Origin of the sequence: Corynebacterium choanae, assembly GCF_003813965.1 — a bacterium.
Taxonomy (GTDB): domain Bacteria; phylum Actinomycetota; class Actinomycetes; order Mycobacteriales; family Mycobacteriaceae; genus Corynebacterium; species Corynebacterium choanae.
Map to the genome: position 1 here is coordinate 286,720 of NZ_CP033896.1, position 16,819 is coordinate 303,538.

The following is a 16,819-nucleotide window of genomic DNA, read 5'->3' on the forward strand; positions in this document are numbered from 1 at the left end:
ACTACGCTGCGAGCATTATTGTGAATAGTTTCGCTTTCGATTTGGACGGTGAGCTATTTCACCACATGTGTTTGTTGTGTGGATGCCTACAATGCTGTGAGCTGCGGCGTAAGAGAGAAAAATCGTGTCAATCTCTCTGCCCCGCAGAGACCTTGGGTGGTGATATGAAACATAAAATCCGCCACCGAGTGCCGTCAACGCCTAAACTATCAGCATGTAGCGCCATGAGGGTTCGCGTGAGCAATGTCCGAGACGAAGATGCTCTGGCGCAGTGCTCACTCGGCTTTTCTGCTGCGGGGCACGCCCCATGTGTGGCCGCGTTCTACGCGGAGTCCACAATTTCATAGAACCCCGCGACGTTTTTCATCTTTAACCTACCCCAAGGAGAATCTTCTCTATGCCTATCGCAACACCTGAGGTTTATGCCGAGATGCTTGATCGCGCCAAGGAGAAGGGTTTTGCTTACCCCGCGATCAACTGCACCTCCTCTGAGACCATCAACGCCGCTTTGAAGGGTTTCGCTGAAGCTGAATCCGATGGCATCATCCAGTTCTCCACCGGCGGTGCTGAGTTCGGTTCCGGCTTGGCTGTGAAAAACAAGGTCAAGGGTGCTTGCGCGCTGGCTGCGTTTGCTCACGAAGCCGCCAAGAACTATGGCATCAACGTGGCACTGCACACTGACCACTGCCAGAAAGAAGTGCTCGACGAGTATGTTCGTCCGTTGATCGCTATCTCCCAGGAGCGTGTCGACCGCGGCGAGCTGCCTCTGTTCCAGTCCCACATGTGGGATGGTTCCGCTATCCCGATCGACGAGAACCTGGTGATTGCTCAGGAACTCCTGGAGAAGGCACGCAAGGCACACATTATTCTCGAATTCGAGATCGGTGTTGTCGGCGGTGAAGAAGACGGTGTTGAGGCTAAGGCTGGCGCCCAGCTGTACACCTCGGAAGAAGACTTCGCCAAGACCATCGACGCTGTCGGCTCCGGTGAAAACGGCCGCTATCTGCTGGCTGCTACCTTCGGTAACGTCCACGGCGTGTACAAGCCAGGTAACGTCAAGCTTCGCCCTGAGGTACTCAAGGCTGGTCAGCGTGTTGCTGCGAAGAAGCTCGGCCTGGATGAGGATGCACAGCCATTCGATTTCGTCTTCCACGGTGGCTCCGGCTCCGAGAAGGAAAAGATCGAAGAAGCACTGCGCTACGGTGTCATTAAGATGAATGTCGACACCGACACCCAGTATGCGTTCTCCCGTCCAGTGGTTGGCCACATGTTCGAAAACTATGACGGTGTGCTCAAGGTGGACGGCGAAGTCGGCAACAAGAAGGTCTACGATCCTCGCTCCTACATGAAGAAGGCTGAGCAGGGCATGAGCGAACGCATCATCGAAACCTGCCAGGATCTGCACTCGGTGGGCACCACCCTGTCGAAGTAAATGTCTTTCTTTTCCCTTTCAGCTAGCCGCTGATCGGTGAAATAGTTTGCGTGATGGTTGTGTGTCACGCATCTGTCAACGGATACGATGCTGCGCTCCCGGCTGCCGGGAGGGTGGGTCGTATCCGTTTTTTCATGCTTTGTTCTGCCGGGTGATCCTTACTGCCTGCCGCATGTTCCTTATTTTTTGTCCGTCACAAGTCCCTTACGTTGCTCCCGTTACAAGTTCCTGATGCTGCAGGCGCTTCCTTATGCTGCAGGCGCTTTACTTGGGCAGGCTGGGGGCTATGCGGGCAGTTGACTCCCTCGGTGGTGTGGGATACCGCCGGTTGTGGCGTTGAGGTCTTGCAACAACTACCACCGCATTGGATGGTTTTCGCTAAGGTTGGGACGTGTGGCACACCTGGCATGGTGCAGCAACTGTTGACGGTGTGCCGGAATGATGGTTTGGGCTGATACAACAACGGTGAAGGAATGCAAGTGGCTGGCCTCACATTGACCCGGGCGCGACGTGGTGCCGGTGCACGACTGCGTCAATTTCATGACGATGGGCTCACTCGGCTGCGGTCATCGCTTGTCCCCATTGTGCAAGGCTCGCTGGCGGCCGGGGTGTCCTGGTGGGTGGCAACCCACTGGTTTGGTCACCACAATGTGTTCTTCGCCCCCATGGCTGCGATCATCATCATCGGTCTTACCGGCGGGGAGCGGCTGCGCCGTGCTGTTGAACTGAATATTGGCGTTACCCTCGGGGTGGGGTTAGGTGATCTGCTGGTTACCTGGCTTGGCGGTGGTGCCTGGCAAATGGGGGTGATTGTGGCTATCGCGTTAGCGGCAGCAGTGTATGCGGATCGTTCCCAACTGGTATTCACCCAAGCTGGTATTGGGGTCGTGCTGATTGCCACGATTTTCCCGCCCGGCACTTCCGGTGGGGTGGATCGGATGCTGGATTCGTTTATTGGTGGGTCGGTGGCCATTGTGATTTTGGCGCTGGTTCCCGATAATCCGTTGAAGGGTGCCCGCAACGAAATTTCAACGATTCTGTCGATTGCGGCTCATGTGCTCGCGGAGGTCGCTCTTGCTCTTCCTACCCATGATGCGCCCCGGATTCGTCGGGCCTTACAGACTGCCCGGGGCACCCAGGGCAATATCAATAATCTCATTGCACAAGCAAAAGCTGGGCAAGAGGCCGCGCTGGTCAGCCCGCTGCATTGGAAAACAAAACGGCGCGTTCGGTCGCTCAACCGGGTGTTGAACCCAGTCGATAATGCGATGCGCAATACGCGGGTGCTGGCCCGCCGAGCCCTCGTGTTAGCGGAAGACAATGATGAGGTCTCCGCCGACCAGTTGCATCTCATTACTGGCCTTTCTGAGGTGATGACGGTACTGGCGGTGGCGTACCGGCAGCCACAACACAAACTCGAAGCGTCAGTAATCGGTGAGCTCACGGCGAAATTGCGACGAATGGGGGCGATGGCCGGTCCTGCTGTCGTTGATGGGAAAGTGCTCTCGGCGGTGATGGTGCTTGGACAGACCCGTTCCCTGATTGTGGATTTGCTCTCTATTTGTGGATTGTCCCGCAGCTCAGCGAAGGCGGTGCTGCAGCCAACGAGTGAACATCCGGAAGTGCCGCCCGAGTTGCATGAGCCCCGCCCGGAAGAGCGGCACGCCCATTTTCGGCAGCCCACGATCAGCGGCGAGCAGCTCAATGATCCTGCCGATACGGCTGAACAATAGCTGGAGTTGCGTAGCAGTGTTATGCAACCTTTTTAAGTTGCACCACGTTGTCATCCACTCTTGAACCACGTTGTCATGCACACTTGAGCCATGGGCATGGCCTTATGTGAGCTTTCCCTGACACCTGCTGGTGGGACTGAATTTATCAGCACCACGCTTGCAGTGCACCGCGTACGTGTTGCGCTCCGCAATCTTGCTAGATCCGCCCAATCTTGCCGCGTTCCCTTTTTCTTCCGTGGCATACTAGCTAGCTTTGCACCAGTTGCTGTGTTGTGGTTGCTGTGTTGCAGTTGGCAATGGTGCAGCGGTGTTTTCGCCATGGTGCAGGATTGCTACGGCTGTGAACCACCGCGGGTGATGAACTATTTGGCTGTGCGGTCATCACTTGGATCAGCGGGCCGCACAAGCTGCAGATCCCGCAGATGACGATAGAACGTTACTCGTTTCACCGGTCGGGGTCGGGCAATCCCGTCAATGGTGACCACCAGCTCGAGACCGCCGGCCTGGAGGGCACGGCCGGTGGCTAACGTCGCTGGATCATATTCGACCGGCGGCTGTTTCCCGGCCGGGGTAGGACTTGCAGTGAGACCAAATAGGCGACGCAACACTCCCGGTGTTCCTTGTGGATCAAAGGTGGTGATTGCCCGGGCGGCTGCAATGCCGGGTGCAGTATTCATGGGTACGAGCCGCACCCCATAGTTGCCGTGGCGGGGTAGTCGTTTGGTTGCTTCGTGCCGCAGCAGCACTGTGTCATCGACAATGATCTCCCCGGTGATCTCCCTAAAGTCGGCGCGGTGAATCGTGGCATAGCCGACTACCGCATTGGCGGAATCATCGCGGATGAGCGGAATAGGATGAACTTCACCTGTGGCGGCAAGCGTCCACGCCGCAGCACTGGTTGTGGGTATGGCGAAGTTTGCCGCCACCACAGAGGCAGGATCGGTTGGCACATAAGCTACTTCGATCCAATGCTCATCCCGCCGCATCAGCCGGGTGACAATGAGGCTGAAGAAGCTGTCATCGCCGTACACAATGATGCGCATCTCCACATCTATTAGCTGGCTGCGTTGTGGAATGCCCAATGCGGGCACAGCGTTACTTGCCTGAATCTCTTCGAGACTCGGTCCGGTGTCGGCGGGACGATACTGCGCAAGGATGTCGTCGAGTGTTTTGAGTTCGCGGCGGGTGGGACGCGGCGGCAACGAAACCACTGTGGCCTGTGACACCACCTGTGGTGCTGCGGCTGGAAGTGGGCTGCCCGGCACATCAGTGGCGGAATCCATGGCGACGACCAAGACTGTCATAGCTACAGCAGTCTACTGGGTGGTCAGTAGTACCTGTTATGCAGGGATGGAAGCCTTTGGTGTGGAGAGAACGTGTTTGGCTAAAGGCGCGTCGAAGGTGGGCTGTAATCAGGCCGAGTTTTTTTCTTTTGTTTCACCGACGAACGGCAAACGGGCTGCTTGCAAGGTGAGCACTTGACTTGGGGTGGTCTTTCCCACACTGGCCGGGCAGGTGTGCCGTGTACACTATGATGCGTTCTTGTCCCAACACGTGCCGTGGATGAGGACAATCACCAAGGGCAGTGCAACTCTGGCCGAATCTCGACACTTCAAGTAGGTGCACCAATGGCAGTAATCGTGGTAGTCGGCGCTCAATGGGGCGACGAAGGCAAAGGAAAAGCCACCGATATTCTGGGCGGACAAGTGGACTATGTTGTCAAGCCTAACGGTGGCAACAATGCTGGTCACACTGTTGTAGTGGGTGGTGAAAAATATGAGTTGAAGCTGCTTCCTGCCGGTGTGTTGAGCGAAAACGCCACCCCAATTCTTGGCAACGGTGTGGTGATCAACTTGGAGGCACTCTTCGACGAGATCGACGGATTGGAGGCCCGGGGCGCGAACGCTTCCCGGCTGCGGATCTCGGCAAATGCCCACATTGTTGCCCCCTATCATCAGGTACTTGACCGGGTGCAGGAACGATTCCTTGGTAAGCGTGCCATCGGCACTACTGGCCGCGGTATCGGGCCGACCTATGCCGATAAAGTATCCCGGGTTGGTATCCGGGTGCAGGATCTCTTCGACGAGTCGATTCTGCGGCAAAAAGTTGAATCTGCGTTGGATGTGAAAAACCAGATTCTGGTGAAAATGTATAACCGCAAAGCGATCGAAGCTGATGCGATTGTCGACTATCTGCTGTCTTTCGCTGACCGGCTGCGGCCGATGGTTATCGAAACCGAATTAGAGCTCAACCAGGCGCTCGACGCCGGCAAACACATTCTTATGGAAGGTGGCCAGGCCACCATGTTGGATGTGGATCACGGCACCTATCCTTTTGTGACCTCGTCGAACCCGACCGCCGGTGGCGCCTGTGTCGGCTCCGGGATTGGGCCTACGAAGATCACCGCTTCGTTAGGCATTGTCAAGGCGTACACCACTCGCGTCGGTGCCGGTCCCTTCCCCACGGAATTGTTCGATGAGTGGGGCGAGTTTTTGCAAACCACCGGTGGCGAGGTGGGGGTCAACACTGGTCGGAAGCGGCGCTGCGGCTGGTATGACTCGGTGGTGGCACGCTATGCCAGCCGGGTGAATGGGTTTACTGACCTGTTTGTCACCAAGTTGGATGTGCTCACCGGGATCGGGGAGATTCCGATCTGTGTGGCCTATGACGTCGATGGGGTGCGTTTCGATGAGATGCCGGTGTCCCAGTCGGACTTCCATCATGCCAAGCCGATCTATGAGACGATGCCGGCATGGGATGAGGATATTACCGGCTGCCGCACCTTCGAGGAGCTGCCGCCGAAGGCGCAGGCCTATGTGCGCCGGCTCGAGGAATTGTCTGGCTGCCGGGTGTCCTATATTGGGGTCGGCCCTGGCCGGGATCAAACCATTGTGATCAACGACGTGATGGAGAGCTAGCAGGGGTGTGCTGTCGCTGGCGGCCGTGGTGTGTTGCCTGGTGCTGGCGGTTGTAGCAGTTGTGCTCAGCGGGCTATCGCACCTTGGTTGTTGACACATCCCACACGAGTAAAGCAGCCTGTGGCAATCGTTGTTTGAACGATATGCTGCAGGCTGCTTTTCCTTATGTCTTGGTAGAGACCAGGTAACCTCCGGATGCACAGCCACCAACGGCGCGCCACCACACTGTGCACCACTGGTTTGGGTACCACAGTCGCGGGGACGCGCCGAGGGGGTGTTGGAACACTGCCTTCGCAGTAGGTTGTTGCTTGATAGAAGTCTTAGAAATCTAGTTCGTAGACTTTTCTACTGGCTTTTCCGCCGACCAGGGGAACACAATCCACTCGTCGGTGCGTTTCCACACGAAGGTCGGATCGACGACAGAGCGGGATTTCGCGTAGAGCACCGCGGAACGCACATCGCCGGCGCCGGCTTTCTTTAGCAGCTCGAGTACCAGGGCAAGGGTGCGACCAGAGTCGGCTACATCGTCAACAACGAGGAGTTTTTTTCCGGCGATCTCATCCATGTCGAGCAGGGGCGCCAGCAGCACCGGATCGGGAAGGGTTTCTTCGACGTCGGTGTAAAACTCGACGTTCATTGTGTCCGCCAATTTCACCCCCATGGCATAGGACAAGGCGCCGGCAGGCACCAGGCCGCCGCGGGCAACGGCAATAATAATGTCCGGGGTGAAATCCTGATCGACAATGGTTTGTGCCAGCTCACGGGTGGCTTCACCAAACCCATCCCAGGTGAGCACTTCTTTTACTGTGAGATCGCTTGAGTCTGCATGGTATGCCATAGCAGCAGTGTACTGCAGATTTCGCGGGCTGTGCGGATGCCTTGACGTAGCATGGGGTTTCCTACCTGGGAGGAAAACCTAAGAGTTGTTGTGGTATTCGCCACCCTGGCAGGGTGTGCTGCTTGTAGGGTGGAAGGCAAGCCCTATGGCGTAGCCGGCTGTTGGCGGCACCATTAGTTCGGTGTACTGGTGTTGTGTTCCAGCACGGTGTGCCGGTGCATCCTTCAAACCACCTATGGTGCTGTGGCGCAGGCGAGCGCTGCTATGTTAGCTGTCCGGTGTTCTGCACCGTCTGGTGACAACCAGATGGTGACAAGTTGGCAGCTGCACGAACTGTTTGGTCATCCCGGGCAGGGTGGTGGCCGGATTGGGCGAAAACTGGTTTGCTGCTGTGCGAACAATCAAGCGACGTGAAACACAAAAAGTGAAGGTGTTGTGCTGATGTTTACCCCGACCGAATTTGGTTGCCCGCATCCGAAACAGGCCATTACGGTCATGCTGCTGGGCGCTGGGGAGTTAGGCAAAGAAGTGGCTATTGCGTTTGCCCGCTACGGTGTGGTGGTGCATGCGGTTGACCGCTATGCAGGTGCCCCCGCCCATCAGGTCGCAGATGTTGCCCATGTTGTCGATATGACTGATCCGGTGGCGCTGCGGGAACTGATCACCACAGTGCAGCCGGATGTGGTTGTCCCGGAGATTGAAGCGGTGGCAACCAGTGTCCTGCAGGAGTTGGAAGACACCACCGAGGTCACTGTCATCCCCACCGCACAGGCCACTTGTTTGACAATGGATCGGGAAGGGATCCGCCGGCTTGCCGCCGCAGAACTCGGACTTCCGACCAGCCCCTATGCGTTTGCTGGATCATTGCCGGAGCTGCAGGAGGCAGCCGCCGACATTGGTTTTCCTTGCGTGATTAAACCGGTGATGTCTTCCTCCGGGAAAGGCCAGTCGGTGGCGCATTCCGCAGCAGAGCTTCCCGCCGCCTGGGAGACTGCCCAACGTGGCGGACGGGTGACCAACACCCGGGTGATTGTGGAAGGGTTTGTCGACTTCGACTATGAGATCACCTTGCTGACGGTGAAAAGTATTGATCCGGCAACCGGGCAGGATGCCACCTGGTTTTGTGAACCGATCGGCCACCAGCAGCTTGACGGTGACTATGTGCAGTCGTGGCAGCCGGCAGCAATGTCGGATGCCGCGAAAGAAGCAGCCCGCTCCATTGCTGCGCGGATCACTACTGCCCTTGGCGGGCGGGGAGTATTCGGTGTGGAACTGTTCGTTGCCGGCGACGATGTGCTGTTTTCTGAAGTGTCGCCGCGGCCGCATGATACCGGTATGGTGACGATGGCAAGCCAACGGTGCAGCGAATTTGAACTGCACGCCCGCGCGATTTTAGGGCTGCCCATCGACGTGACACTGACAACACCTGGGGCAAGTCAGGTGATCTATGGGCAGACCACCACAGATATGCCCGCATTCACCGGTTTGCGGGAGGCGCTAGCTATTCCCGAATCCCAGGTACGGCTATTTGGTAAACCTTCGGCGACACCCCGGCGTCGCATGGGGGTGGCATTAGCGACCGCGGACACAGTGGAGCAAGCCCGGCAGCGTGCCGCTGAGGCGGCCAGCTGTGTGCGGCCAGTAGACACTAGCTTGGAGGGCCAAGCGGGGCAGTAACCTTGGTGGATGATCCTTCGTGCGTCATAGCAGAAGGAACATGGAAGCAAATACTGTGCCGGGGTTTGGGTGCTCGAGTGGTGCTGCCCACCCGGTGTCGAGTACCCCACGCCGAGTGGGTGGCTGTCCCCGGATCCCAACAGGGCGCCCCAGCAGGTTGGTGACGTGAAAACAGTACAACCCTGGCACTGGTCGGAAGAAGGAATATCTTCTCCTCACCGCAGCCAGCAGCACCTGGAACTGGCCGGGAGGAGTAATACTGTGCTGTGATAGGTGCAGTAGAAACCCGGCGTTGCTGTGGCACCGGGCAGAAAAACCCCATGCTGTGAGCCACAGCCGCACCAGTGGAAAGATGAGTCGGTTATGACAGATGCCAAAGTCGCGCAGGCACTGCGGGCGGCAAAATTGTATTACACCGATGAGATGTCCCAGTCGCAGGTTGCTGAAGCGTTAGGGATCTCTCGCCCCACCGTGGCGAAATTGCTGCGTTTCGCCAGGGACACGTCCCTGGTCACCATCACTATTCACGATCCGAGCTCGCAAACCAGCGCCCTTGCCACCGCCCTTGAACAGGCGTTTCCGATTACTGCGGCAACGGTGGTGATCCCCGCCTCGAATGCGCACAAGCATGTGTTGACAGAACTTGCTCAAGCGAGCACGGCGGTGATTCCACCGCTGGTGGATGATGGAATGCGGGTGGGGATCTCGTGGGGCAACACCATGTATGCAGTGTCGCAGGCGCTGGCTGCGCATCCGTCACCGCGCCGGGATGTGCAGGTGGTGCAGCTCAAAGGCGGTACTTCCCATTCCACCCATTCCACCTTTGACGCGGAAACGTTACGCAATGTCGCGGAGGCGTTTACTGCCCGGGCAGTGCCGCTGCCGCTGCCGGTGATTTTTGATGATCCCACGACGAAAACCATTGTGGAACAAGACCGTTTTATTGCCGATATTTTGGCCGCCGGGGCAGCAGTTGATGTGGCGGTGTTTACCGTCGGTGATATTCACCGGGAGGCGCTGCTGTTAAATCTTGGGTTGATAACGGAAGGTGAGATCACCGAACTGCTTTCCCGGGCGGTGGGGGATGCATGTTCCCGGTTCTTCACGATTGATGGACAGATCGCCGTACCCGATATTGATGCCCGCACTGTGGGGATCACATTGGCACAGTTAGCTTCCCGTCCGGCGCGGGTGCTGATCGCCGGTGGGGTGGAAAAAGCACAAGCAATCAGTGCAGCCTTATCGATGGGATTGGCCACACATCTCATTATTGATGCCCCCACTGCGGAGCTGGTTCTGCAAACCGTGTAGCAGCCTGCTGCCGCTACTGGTGGGCAACACCGGTGCCGCTATAAGCGCGTCACGAGTTGCCGCTGGTAACAGCGGCTCACTGCTGGCCTGGTTGGGGTATGTCACCCTCTGGCAAGGGGGTGACCTGTGTGGCGCGGTAGCTTGTTTTCGTGGTGGGCGGTTTCCCGCATGACACCACCACCTCATCGACAGTGCTGGCGGTTACCGTAACGGTGAAACGACGACCATCCCGGTGGGTGACGATGTCGCCGTTGACGGTGAGATCCCCGAAATGGAGTGACTCCCCGGCCGCCGCAAGCCTGTGGGCGACAGCAAGTTCACGAACTTGGCCTGGCTGATCGAATAATGTTGAACCCCGGTTACCGGGCAGGAACATCTCGCCGCGATATGCTGCCCGCAGCAGGGCGATTGTGGCCTGTTCGTTGAGCTGCCCATAGGAATAGCCCCACGGATAGAGCAACACTGCTGGGGCGAAACGGTGACCACCCGCATGGGAGCATTCCCACACATGGGCGGCAGGGTATGCCTCCGCGGCTGCCGCCACAATCGGGCGGCCTTTCACCGCACAGCATTGATCCCGTTTCGCGTGGGTGCACACCAGCAGCAATGGTTCGTCTAACACTGTCGCCCCGTGGGCGGTGTTGCGACCAGGGTCGGTGAAGTCCAAGGTGGGTACGGTTTCCTCCGGGGCGAGGAGCGTTTCGATGATGCCTTCACTGGGATAGATGAGATAGATCCGCCGCAGTGTTTTGGGATGTCGGCCTTCCCGACCGGGGCGGCGAATGAGCATCAACCCCGGGATGTCGCGGAAACGGTCGGTGTCGGTGAGTGTGCCGCCATCTAAAATATCCCGTGACCAGGGGCCGGGATGTTCCATGGCGACAAACATGCGCCCGGTGCGGGCGGTTCCCGGCAACGGTTCAACAGTCGAATCACTGCAGGCGTGTTGCATAGTAGGCCAGTGTACTCATCCACGGCGCACCACCGGTGGGGTAAGGATGGACCCGTGCCCGTCCAGGCAAGCATCAGGCCACGTATCAGCGCCGGTAGGGAAGGGTGGGGTGCGGGTCGGTGCCTCGGCAGTGGATTGTTGCGGCGCGGTCGGTGCCTCGGCAGTGGATTGCTGGGGCGCGGTAGGCTGAAAGGACGCGCACACCGATCATCCCGGTTACCCACCTTGCGTTTCGTGTCGAGTCGCGCCCCTTGTTGTTGCTATTTTTGTCTCCCGTAGTCCAAGTACCACCCCGGGTGAATCATGATTGCTTGGGGCCGGTGTTTTCGGTAGTGGAGCCACAACCCTGGTGGTGCCACAATGTTGGCCAACACCCGGCTACACGATGGTGGGAAACCGCTGGGCGTGTGACAAAACAGGGTGTTTGCCGCACGGCGACACCATTGCAGAATAGGAGCTGTCATGCATCCCAAACTCGCCATTGATGCCACCAAGTTATTTGTTGCCCTTGTCGGATTGGTGGCGCTTCTTCTTGCCGCTATTGGCATCTCCTCCCGGGCAGGTGATCTTCCGCCGTGGCCGAGTTTCTCCGGGAGTGGTACCACCCGCGGCCCGGTGACCCGGGACAGTGATCTTGCCGCTAATCCCCAAATCGAAAACCCGCATCAGACGACATGGGATGGATACGAGATCATCGGGGATGGTTCGCAGATTCGCGTGTTCTTCACCACCGGAACGCATCGCTGCTATGGCATCAACACCGCCGTGACACAAACCCCCACCCAGGTGAAGATCACCGTGTTTCAGGGGCGGCTGCCGGATGCGCCGATGGCTTGCACCCGGGAGCTTGTGGTGACCTCTACGGTGGTGGATCTTGACCAGCCGCTAGGTGCCCGAATGGTGACACAATAAGTCGGCTGTGCGCCCCTGGGCTGGTCGGCCACATCCCTTCGCTTGCTTCTTACGCTGTAGCAATACCGGTTGTGGGTTTTGGTGTACCCCCGTTTCATCTGGTGTGGCAACACTTGTCGCCCACAACAGGCACACCTGGGGTGTACCCCGATGGGGCAGCTGGGTATGTAGTACGCGACGAGCTTGGTGCGCCGCATAAGGGGCTTGTGCACGGCGGGGCTTGTGCACGGCGGGGTGTGGTCACTGGGGAAAGGGAGCTTGTGCACGGCGGGCTGTCATGCATGGTGGGTGGAACATTGTTCGCATCCTGCGAGGCAAACAACCCGGCTCAGCACCTACAAACACCGCACCCGCCACCGGCTGTGCGTGCGACGCGACGCCGGTGACGGGTGATCGATGGGAAAAACTGTTTTTGTGTTGCCGCTTCCCATCGCTGGAACGGGACGGTTGCGACTTTGGTGGGCAAAGCCCTAGAAGGCCACCACACCAACAATTGCGGCATTGAGCATGTTGACTAAGAAACCAGTCATCAACGCCAGCGGCCCGAGTTTCGCGACTTCGCCGCGGCGCTCCGGGCACAGCCCGCCAATGGAACCGATTTGGATTGCAATCGAGGAGAAGTTTGCAAAACCAGCCAGGGCGAAGGTGGCGATCATCAGCGACTTCGGGTCGAGCGCATCCAAATTGTCCCCCATAGAGGTGAAGCCGACGAACTCGTTGATTACCGTCTTTTCACCGATGAAGGAACCAACCAGTGGGGCTTGATCCCATGGCACACCGATTGCCCACGCAAATGGGGCGAACACGGCACCGAAGATTCCTTCCAGTGACCAGTCATCTTGCCCGAACCAGGTGCCGACGCCGTGGATCATGGTCGACAGCATGGTGATAATGGCAATGAAGGCGATGAGCAGGCAGCCGACAGCAATTGCAATGCGACCGCCGGCCATGGCGCCGGCGCCGATCGCGTCGATAATGTTGCGGGAATCCTCATCGCGGACGTCCCGCACCGTGGCATCCAGGCTGGATTCTTCCGTCTCTGGCCAGAAGGCTTTTGCGACGATCAGCGAACCTGGGGCGTTCATCAGCGAGGCGGCAAGCAAATATTCCAGCGGGGCACCGAGCAGCGAATAGCCGATCAGGGTGGAACCGGCAACCGAAGCAAACCCGCCGGTCATACAAGTAAACAGTTCTGAGCGGGTGAGTTTCGGCAGATAGGGGCGAATCACAAGGGGTGCTTCCGACTGGCCGAGGAAGATCACCGTCGATGCCCACACCGACTCCACCTTTGAGGTGCCAAGAAGCCATTTCAGGGCGCCGCCGAGATAGTCCACAAAATATTGGATAACCCGCCAATAGTAGAGGGCACCGATAATTGCCCCGAGCACAATAATGACCGGCAGTACGTTCAGTGCAAACACAAAGCCGTTGTCTTCGCCGAAAAGTCCACCGAAGACAAACTGGGTGCCCTGGTTGGTAAATTCGGTGAGTTTCTCCAGGCCGCGGGCTACCGCCTCGAGGGCTTGGCGTCCTGGTGTCCACTTTAAGACGATCAGCGCGAACGCGATTTGCAACAGCAGCCCGACGCCGAGCGTGCGCCACTTGATGTGGGTGCGGTGCCGAGAAAACGAGATGAGAAAGACGAAGATCAGCGCAATACCGATCAAGCCTTGCAGTCGTTCCATGGAATGTCCTTACCTGACATGGGTGGGTGGGGTGGCAGAACACCAACACGGTGTCGCACAACTAGTTTCCGTGTGCGCAAATCGGCACCATAGTTGCGACCCCCACCTGGTCGGGTGTGGCACAGCTGACCAGGCATCGCCGGGACGCGCAGGGTGACGTGGTTGGGCGAGGTGTTGGCGTTGGTTGATTTTTTTGACCCGGTTGGGGTGACAGCGGCTGGGTGCGCTGTCAATAGGGTGACGCATATGTTGGTCGTTCCCAGGCTACAACTGGCAAACGAGAGGCTACAACTATGCCGTGCTCCCCGTTGGTGGAATGTTAGAGTGCGTCGGGTCCAAAGGCGTGCGGTAGCAGTTCGCTAAACGGCAAGACCAGGGGATTGTCGGCATCGTCCGGGTTTTCGACGACGACTGTTTCGCAGGAAAACTCGGAGAGGAATTGCCGGCAGGCGCCGCACGGCCAGCAGGGTGCGGCTTGTAGACCGACGATCGCCGCAACTTTGATCTTTTTGCGTGGCGGATGACCGTCACCGGGGGCGTGCTCGCTGCTGGCAACCATGCGAGTGATGGCGCATCGTTCCGCACAGATCGCCAAACCATAGGAGGCGTTTTCCACATTGCAGCCGGTCACAACTGTGCCGTCGTCGAGGAGCAGGGCGGCGCCGACGGGGAACGAGGAATAGGGGGCGTAGGCGTGTGCGGCGGCAGCTTTTGCCTGCTGCAGAAGTGCGTGATGATCCGTCATGGGATGAGGGTCCTTTCGCTGTGCTGCTGTGCATGTGGTGGGCGTGTGCACAATCACGGCCACGGTGAACAGGTGTTGCCTGTGCCCTGCACAATACGGTGATCAGTGGTGGTGAACAGGGCTGTTGCGGGTGGCGGTGGTGGCGAAGTGGAATATTCGGCCAGCGCCACAACCACACATTGCGAACAAATGGAAACCAAAGTGCTTGACAAATGTTCGTAATGGATCATAATCGATATCGGTAGGACACGACACATAGGACGTCGCTTTATGTGACAGATCACATTACCTTCGGGATGTGCTGGTCGCACGCAGCGTGCCGCGACACAACCGGGGAAGGCGCCTGCACGGAAGCTTGCGTGCGGTGGTGTCCGCGAACAACAACCCATTACACACACCAGTTCCTGCAACCGGTCTTCACCGCCCCTTCATTGGCGGTGGCAGAAAAAACCGGCTCATCTGGTGCAACAGCTGGAGGTTTGCCCACTCATGGCGCACACATTCGACACCGTGGACATTATTCGTTGCAAACGAGACGGTGGCGTGTTGTCCACCGAGCAGATCAATTGGGTCATCGACGCCTATACGCGCGGCGACGTCGCCGATGAACAAATGGCCAGTCTGGCGATGGCGATTTTCCTGCAAGGAATGAACAACGACGAGATTCTGGCGCTCACCCAGGCAATGATCAATTCCGGGGAGACCATGGATTTCTCCGGGTTGGGGAAAATCACGGCAGATAAACATTCCACCGGTGGGGTGGGTGACAAAATCACCCTGCCACTGGCGCCGTTGGTGGCATCCTTTGGGGTGGCAGTGCCGCAACTGTCCGGCCGGGGACTTGGCCACACCGGTGGCACCCTCGACAAACTCGAGGCTATCCCCGGCTGGCAGGCCGACATTTCCAACGACCGACTCATGGAGATCCTCGCCGGTCCTGGATGTGTGGTGTGTGCCGCCGGTGCCGGTCTTGCCCCAGCGGATAAAAAACTCTACGCCTTGCGTGATATCACCGGCACTGTGGACTGTATTCCGTTGATTGCTTCCTCAATCATGTCGAAGAAGATCGCCGAAGGCACTGCCTCCCTGGTGTTGGATGTAAAAGTCGGTTCGGGGGCGTTTATGAAAGACCTCGCCCAGGCACGCGAACTTGCCGAAACCATGGTCACCCTAGGCAACAATGCCGGCTGCGCCACCACTGCATTGCTTACCGACATGAACACCCCACTGGGGTGCAAGGTGGGCAACGCGCTGGAAGTGGCTGAATCTGTGGAAGTATTACAAGGCGGCGGTCCTGCCGATGTGCGGGAACTCACCCTTGCTTTAGCGACAGAAATGCTTACCGCTGCTGGTTTGCCGGATGCTGATCCGGCTGCCGCCCTTGATAACGGGCAAGCCTATGACACCTGGCGGCAAATGATCACCGCCCAAGGTGGTGACCCGGATGCGCCACTGCCGACCGCGAAACACACCCACACTGTTGTTGCTGATCAGTCCGGGGTAATTTCCGAATTAGATGCGCTCGCAGTCGGTGTCGCCTCCTGGCGGCTCGGTGCTGGACGTGCCCGCAAAGAAGACCCAGTACAGCTCGGGGCCGGCATCGAAATCCATAAACAACTCGGGGCGACCGTGCATGCCGGTGACGCACTGTTTACCCTGCACACCGACACCGAAGACCGCTTCGAACGCGCCTTAAGCGTGCTGAACGACGGGTGGAAAGTCAGCAATGATGCCCCGCCCGTCCGCAGCTCGGTCATTCTCGACCGGATCAGCGCCACCAGCTAACCGAGCTGCCCCGGTGCAGTGACTCGGCCAATGTGGACGCTGTCGTCATCCTGGCGCTGTCGCCACCCAGTCGCTGCTGTCACCGCTGGCATCCCATACCCTTGTACCTACACGCTCGCAACAGCAGAAAGAACACCTCCTATGAGCCAACACACCCGCGCCGAAGTAGCCGCAATGATCGACCACACCCTGCTAAAACCTGAAGCCACCCAGGCGCAGGTAGCAGCCCTGCTCGCCGAAGCGGCAACACTCGGGGTGTATTCGATCTGTGTCTCCCCATCGATGCTGCCCGTGCAGCGCACCGGGGAGGTAAAAATCGCCACCGTCATCGGTTTCCCCTCTGGGGCGGTGAAACCCGAAGTGAAAGCCGCCGAAGCCCGGCAGGCTGCCGCCGACGGTGCCGACGAGATCGACATGGTCATCAACATCGCCAACGCAATCGAACACGACTTCGCCGCAGTTGAACGGGAAGTCCGCCTCGTTCGCGAAGCCGCCCCCAATGTGCTGCTGAAAGTTATTTTAGAAACCGCTGCACTCGACGATGCGGCGATCATCGGCTGCTGCACCGCCTGTGAAAAGGCCGGCGCCGACTATGTGAAAACCTCCACCGGATTCCATCCTGCCGGCGGCGCCAGCGAACACGCCGTCGCCGTCATGCACCGCACCGTCGGTGGCCGACTCGGGGTAAAAGCCTCCGGCGGAATCCGTAACGCTACCCAAGCAGCCGCAATGATCGACGCCGGGGCAACCCGACTCGGCCTATCGGCCTCCAAAGACGTGCTCGACGGCTTCGCTGATGCCTAAGCACCACCTCTCTTCTGTTTTCGTCTG

13 protein-coding genes are annotated in these 16,819 nt (G+C 58.4%); 8 read left to right on the forward strand and 5 right to left on the reverse strand.

From position 1 onward, the window contains the following. Window positions 1-397: 397 nt before the first annotated feature. Both fbaA and CCHOA_RS01015 read left to right on the forward strand, forming a co-directional pair. Entirely contained in the window at window positions 398-1,432 is a 1,035-nt protein-coding gene (gene fbaA / locus CCHOA_RS01010; protein WP_123925872.1) for a class II fructose-bisphosphate aldolase, read from the forward strand. Window positions 1,433-1,905: 473 nt separating this feature from the next. Then, window positions 1,906-3,165 carry an FUSC family protein gene (locus CCHOA_RS01015; protein WP_123925874.1) on the forward strand — a complete coding sequence of 420 codons (1,260 nt, stop codon included), beginning with the start codon at window positions 1,906-1,908 and terminating at the stop codon, window positions 3,163-3,165. A 362-nt stretch (window positions 3,166-3,527) separates the two neighbouring features. Here the strand turns inward: CCHOA_RS01015 and CCHOA_RS01020 are convergent, their stop codons facing one another. Then, window positions 3,528-4,469, reverse strand: coding sequence for a hypothetical protein (locus CCHOA_RS01020; protein WP_206425805.1), 942 nt, complete (start codon window positions 4,467-4,469; stop codon window positions 3,528-3,530). Between the two features lie 324 nt (window positions 4,470-4,793). On the opposite strand from CCHOA_RS01020, the gene CCHOA_RS01025 reads away from it, so the two are divergent. Beyond that, window positions 4,794-6,083, forward strand: coding sequence for an adenylosuccinate synthase (locus CCHOA_RS01025; RefSeq protein ID WP_123925876.1), 1,290 nt, complete (start codon window positions 4,794-4,796; stop codon window positions 6,081-6,083). Between the two features lie 328 nt (window positions 6,084-6,411). Here the strand turns inward: CCHOA_RS01025 and CCHOA_RS01030 are convergent, their stop codons facing one another. Next, window positions 6,412-6,921, reverse strand: coding sequence for a phosphoribosyltransferase (locus CCHOA_RS01030; RefSeq protein ID WP_123925878.1), 510 nt, complete (start codon window positions 6,919-6,921; stop codon window positions 6,412-6,414). Between the two features lie 441 nt (window positions 6,922-7,362). On the opposite strand from CCHOA_RS01030, the gene purT reads away from it, so the two are divergent. Further along, on the forward strand, window positions 7,363-8,598 hold the full coding sequence (gene purT, locus CCHOA_RS01035) for a formate-dependent phosphoribosylglycinamide formyltransferase (protein WP_123925880.1): 1,236 nt from the start codon (window positions 7,363-7,365) through the stop codon (window positions 8,596-8,598). A gap of 363 nt (window positions 8,599-8,961) precedes the next feature. Further along, entirely contained in the window at window positions 8,962-9,909 is a 948-nt protein-coding gene (locus CCHOA_RS01040; protein WP_123925882.1) for a sugar-binding transcriptional regulator, read from the forward strand. A gap of 76 nt (window positions 9,910-9,985) precedes the next feature. Here CCHOA_RS01040 and CCHOA_RS01045 read toward each other — a convergent pair whose 3' ends face one another. Next, a complete protein-coding gene (locus tag CCHOA_RS01045; protein WP_123925884.1) occupies window positions 9,986-10,861 on the reverse strand; it encodes a sucrase ferredoxin in 876 nt (291 codons plus the stop codon). Window positions 10,862-11,323: 462 nt separating this feature from the next. Between CCHOA_RS01045 and CCHOA_RS01050 the strand changes: the two genes are divergently transcribed. After that, a complete protein-coding gene (locus CCHOA_RS01050; protein WP_123925886.1) occupies window positions 11,324-11,773 on the forward strand; it encodes a hypothetical protein in 450 nt (149 codons plus the stop codon). A gap of 470 nt (window positions 11,774-12,243) precedes the next feature. Here the strand turns inward: CCHOA_RS01050 and CCHOA_RS01055 are convergent, their stop codons facing one another. Then, entirely contained in the window at window positions 12,244-13,458 is a 1,215-nt protein-coding gene (locus tag CCHOA_RS01055) for a NupC/NupG family nucleoside CNT transporter (RefSeq protein WP_123925888.1), read from the reverse strand. A 319-nt stretch (window positions 13,459-13,777) separates the two neighbouring features. Continuing rightward, window positions 13,778-14,254 (reverse strand): cytidine deaminase, encoded by a 477-nt coding sequence (locus CCHOA_RS01060; RefSeq protein WP_281273295.1) that lies wholly within the window; start codon window positions 14,252-14,254, stop codon window positions 13,778-13,780. A 438-nt stretch (window positions 14,255-14,692) separates the two neighbouring features. Between CCHOA_RS01060 and CCHOA_RS01065 the strand changes: the two genes are divergently transcribed. Both CCHOA_RS01065 and deoC read left to right on the forward strand, forming a co-directional pair. Next, window positions 14,693-15,988 carry a thymidine phosphorylase gene (locus CCHOA_RS01065; RefSeq protein WP_123925892.1) on the forward strand — a complete coding sequence of 432 codons (1,296 nt, stop codon included), beginning with the start codon at window positions 14,693-14,695 and terminating at the stop codon, window positions 15,986-15,988. 141 nt (window positions 15,989-16,129) lie between these two features. Continuing rightward, window positions 16,130-16,792, forward strand: coding sequence for a deoxyribose-phosphate aldolase (gene deoC, locus CCHOA_RS01070; protein ID WP_123925894.1), 663 nt, complete (start codon window positions 16,130-16,132; stop codon window positions 16,790-16,792). Window positions 16,793-16,819: the final 27 nt, after the last annotated feature.

Bases quoted from the DNA above. Each gene is read 5' to 3' on its own strand.
- CCHOA_RS01020 (WP_206425805.1), bottom strand. From the start codon at position 4,469: ATGACAGTCTTGGTCGTCGCCATGGATTCCGCCACTGATGTGCCGGGC.
- fbaA (WP_123925872.1), top strand. From the start codon at position 398: ATGCCTATCGCAACACCTGAGGTTTATGCCGAGATGCTTGATCGCGCC.
- CCHOA_RS01040 (WP_123925882.1), top strand. From the start codon at position 8,962: ATGACAGATGCCAAAGTCGCGCAGGCACTGCGGGCGGCAAAATTGTAT.
- CCHOA_RS01065 (WP_123925892.1), top strand. From the start codon at position 14,693: ATGGCGCACACATTCGACACCGTGGACATTATTCGTTGCAAACGAGAC.
- deoC (WP_123925894.1), top strand. From the start codon at position 16,130: ATGAGCCAACACACCCGCGCCGAAGTAGCCGCAATGATCGACCACACC.
- CCHOA_RS01055 (WP_123925888.1), bottom strand. From the start codon at position 13,458: ATGGAACGACTGCAAGGCTTGATCGGTATTGCGCTGATCTTCGTCTTT.
- CCHOA_RS01030 (WP_123925878.1), bottom strand. From the start codon at position 6,921: ATGGCATACCATGCAGACTCAAGCGATCTCACAGTAAAAGAAGTGCTC.
- purT (WP_123925880.1), top strand. From the start codon at position 7,363: ATGTTTACCCCGACCGAATTTGGTTGCCCGCATCCGAAACAGGCCATT.
- CCHOA_RS01045 (WP_123925884.1), bottom strand. From the start codon at position 10,861: ATGCAACACGCCTGCAGTGATTCGACTGTTGAACCGTTGCCGGGAACC.
- CCHOA_RS01015 (WP_123925874.1), top strand. From the start codon at position 1,906: ATGCAAGTGGCTGGCCTCACATTGACCCGGGCGCGACGTGGTGCCGGT.
- CCHOA_RS01050 (WP_123925886.1), top strand. From the start codon at position 11,324: ATGCATCCCAAACTCGCCATTGATGCCACCAAGTTATTTGTTGCCCTT.
- CCHOA_RS01025 (WP_123925876.1), top strand. From the start codon at position 4,794: ATGGCAGTAATCGTGGTAGTCGGCGCTCAATGGGGCGACGAAGGCAAA.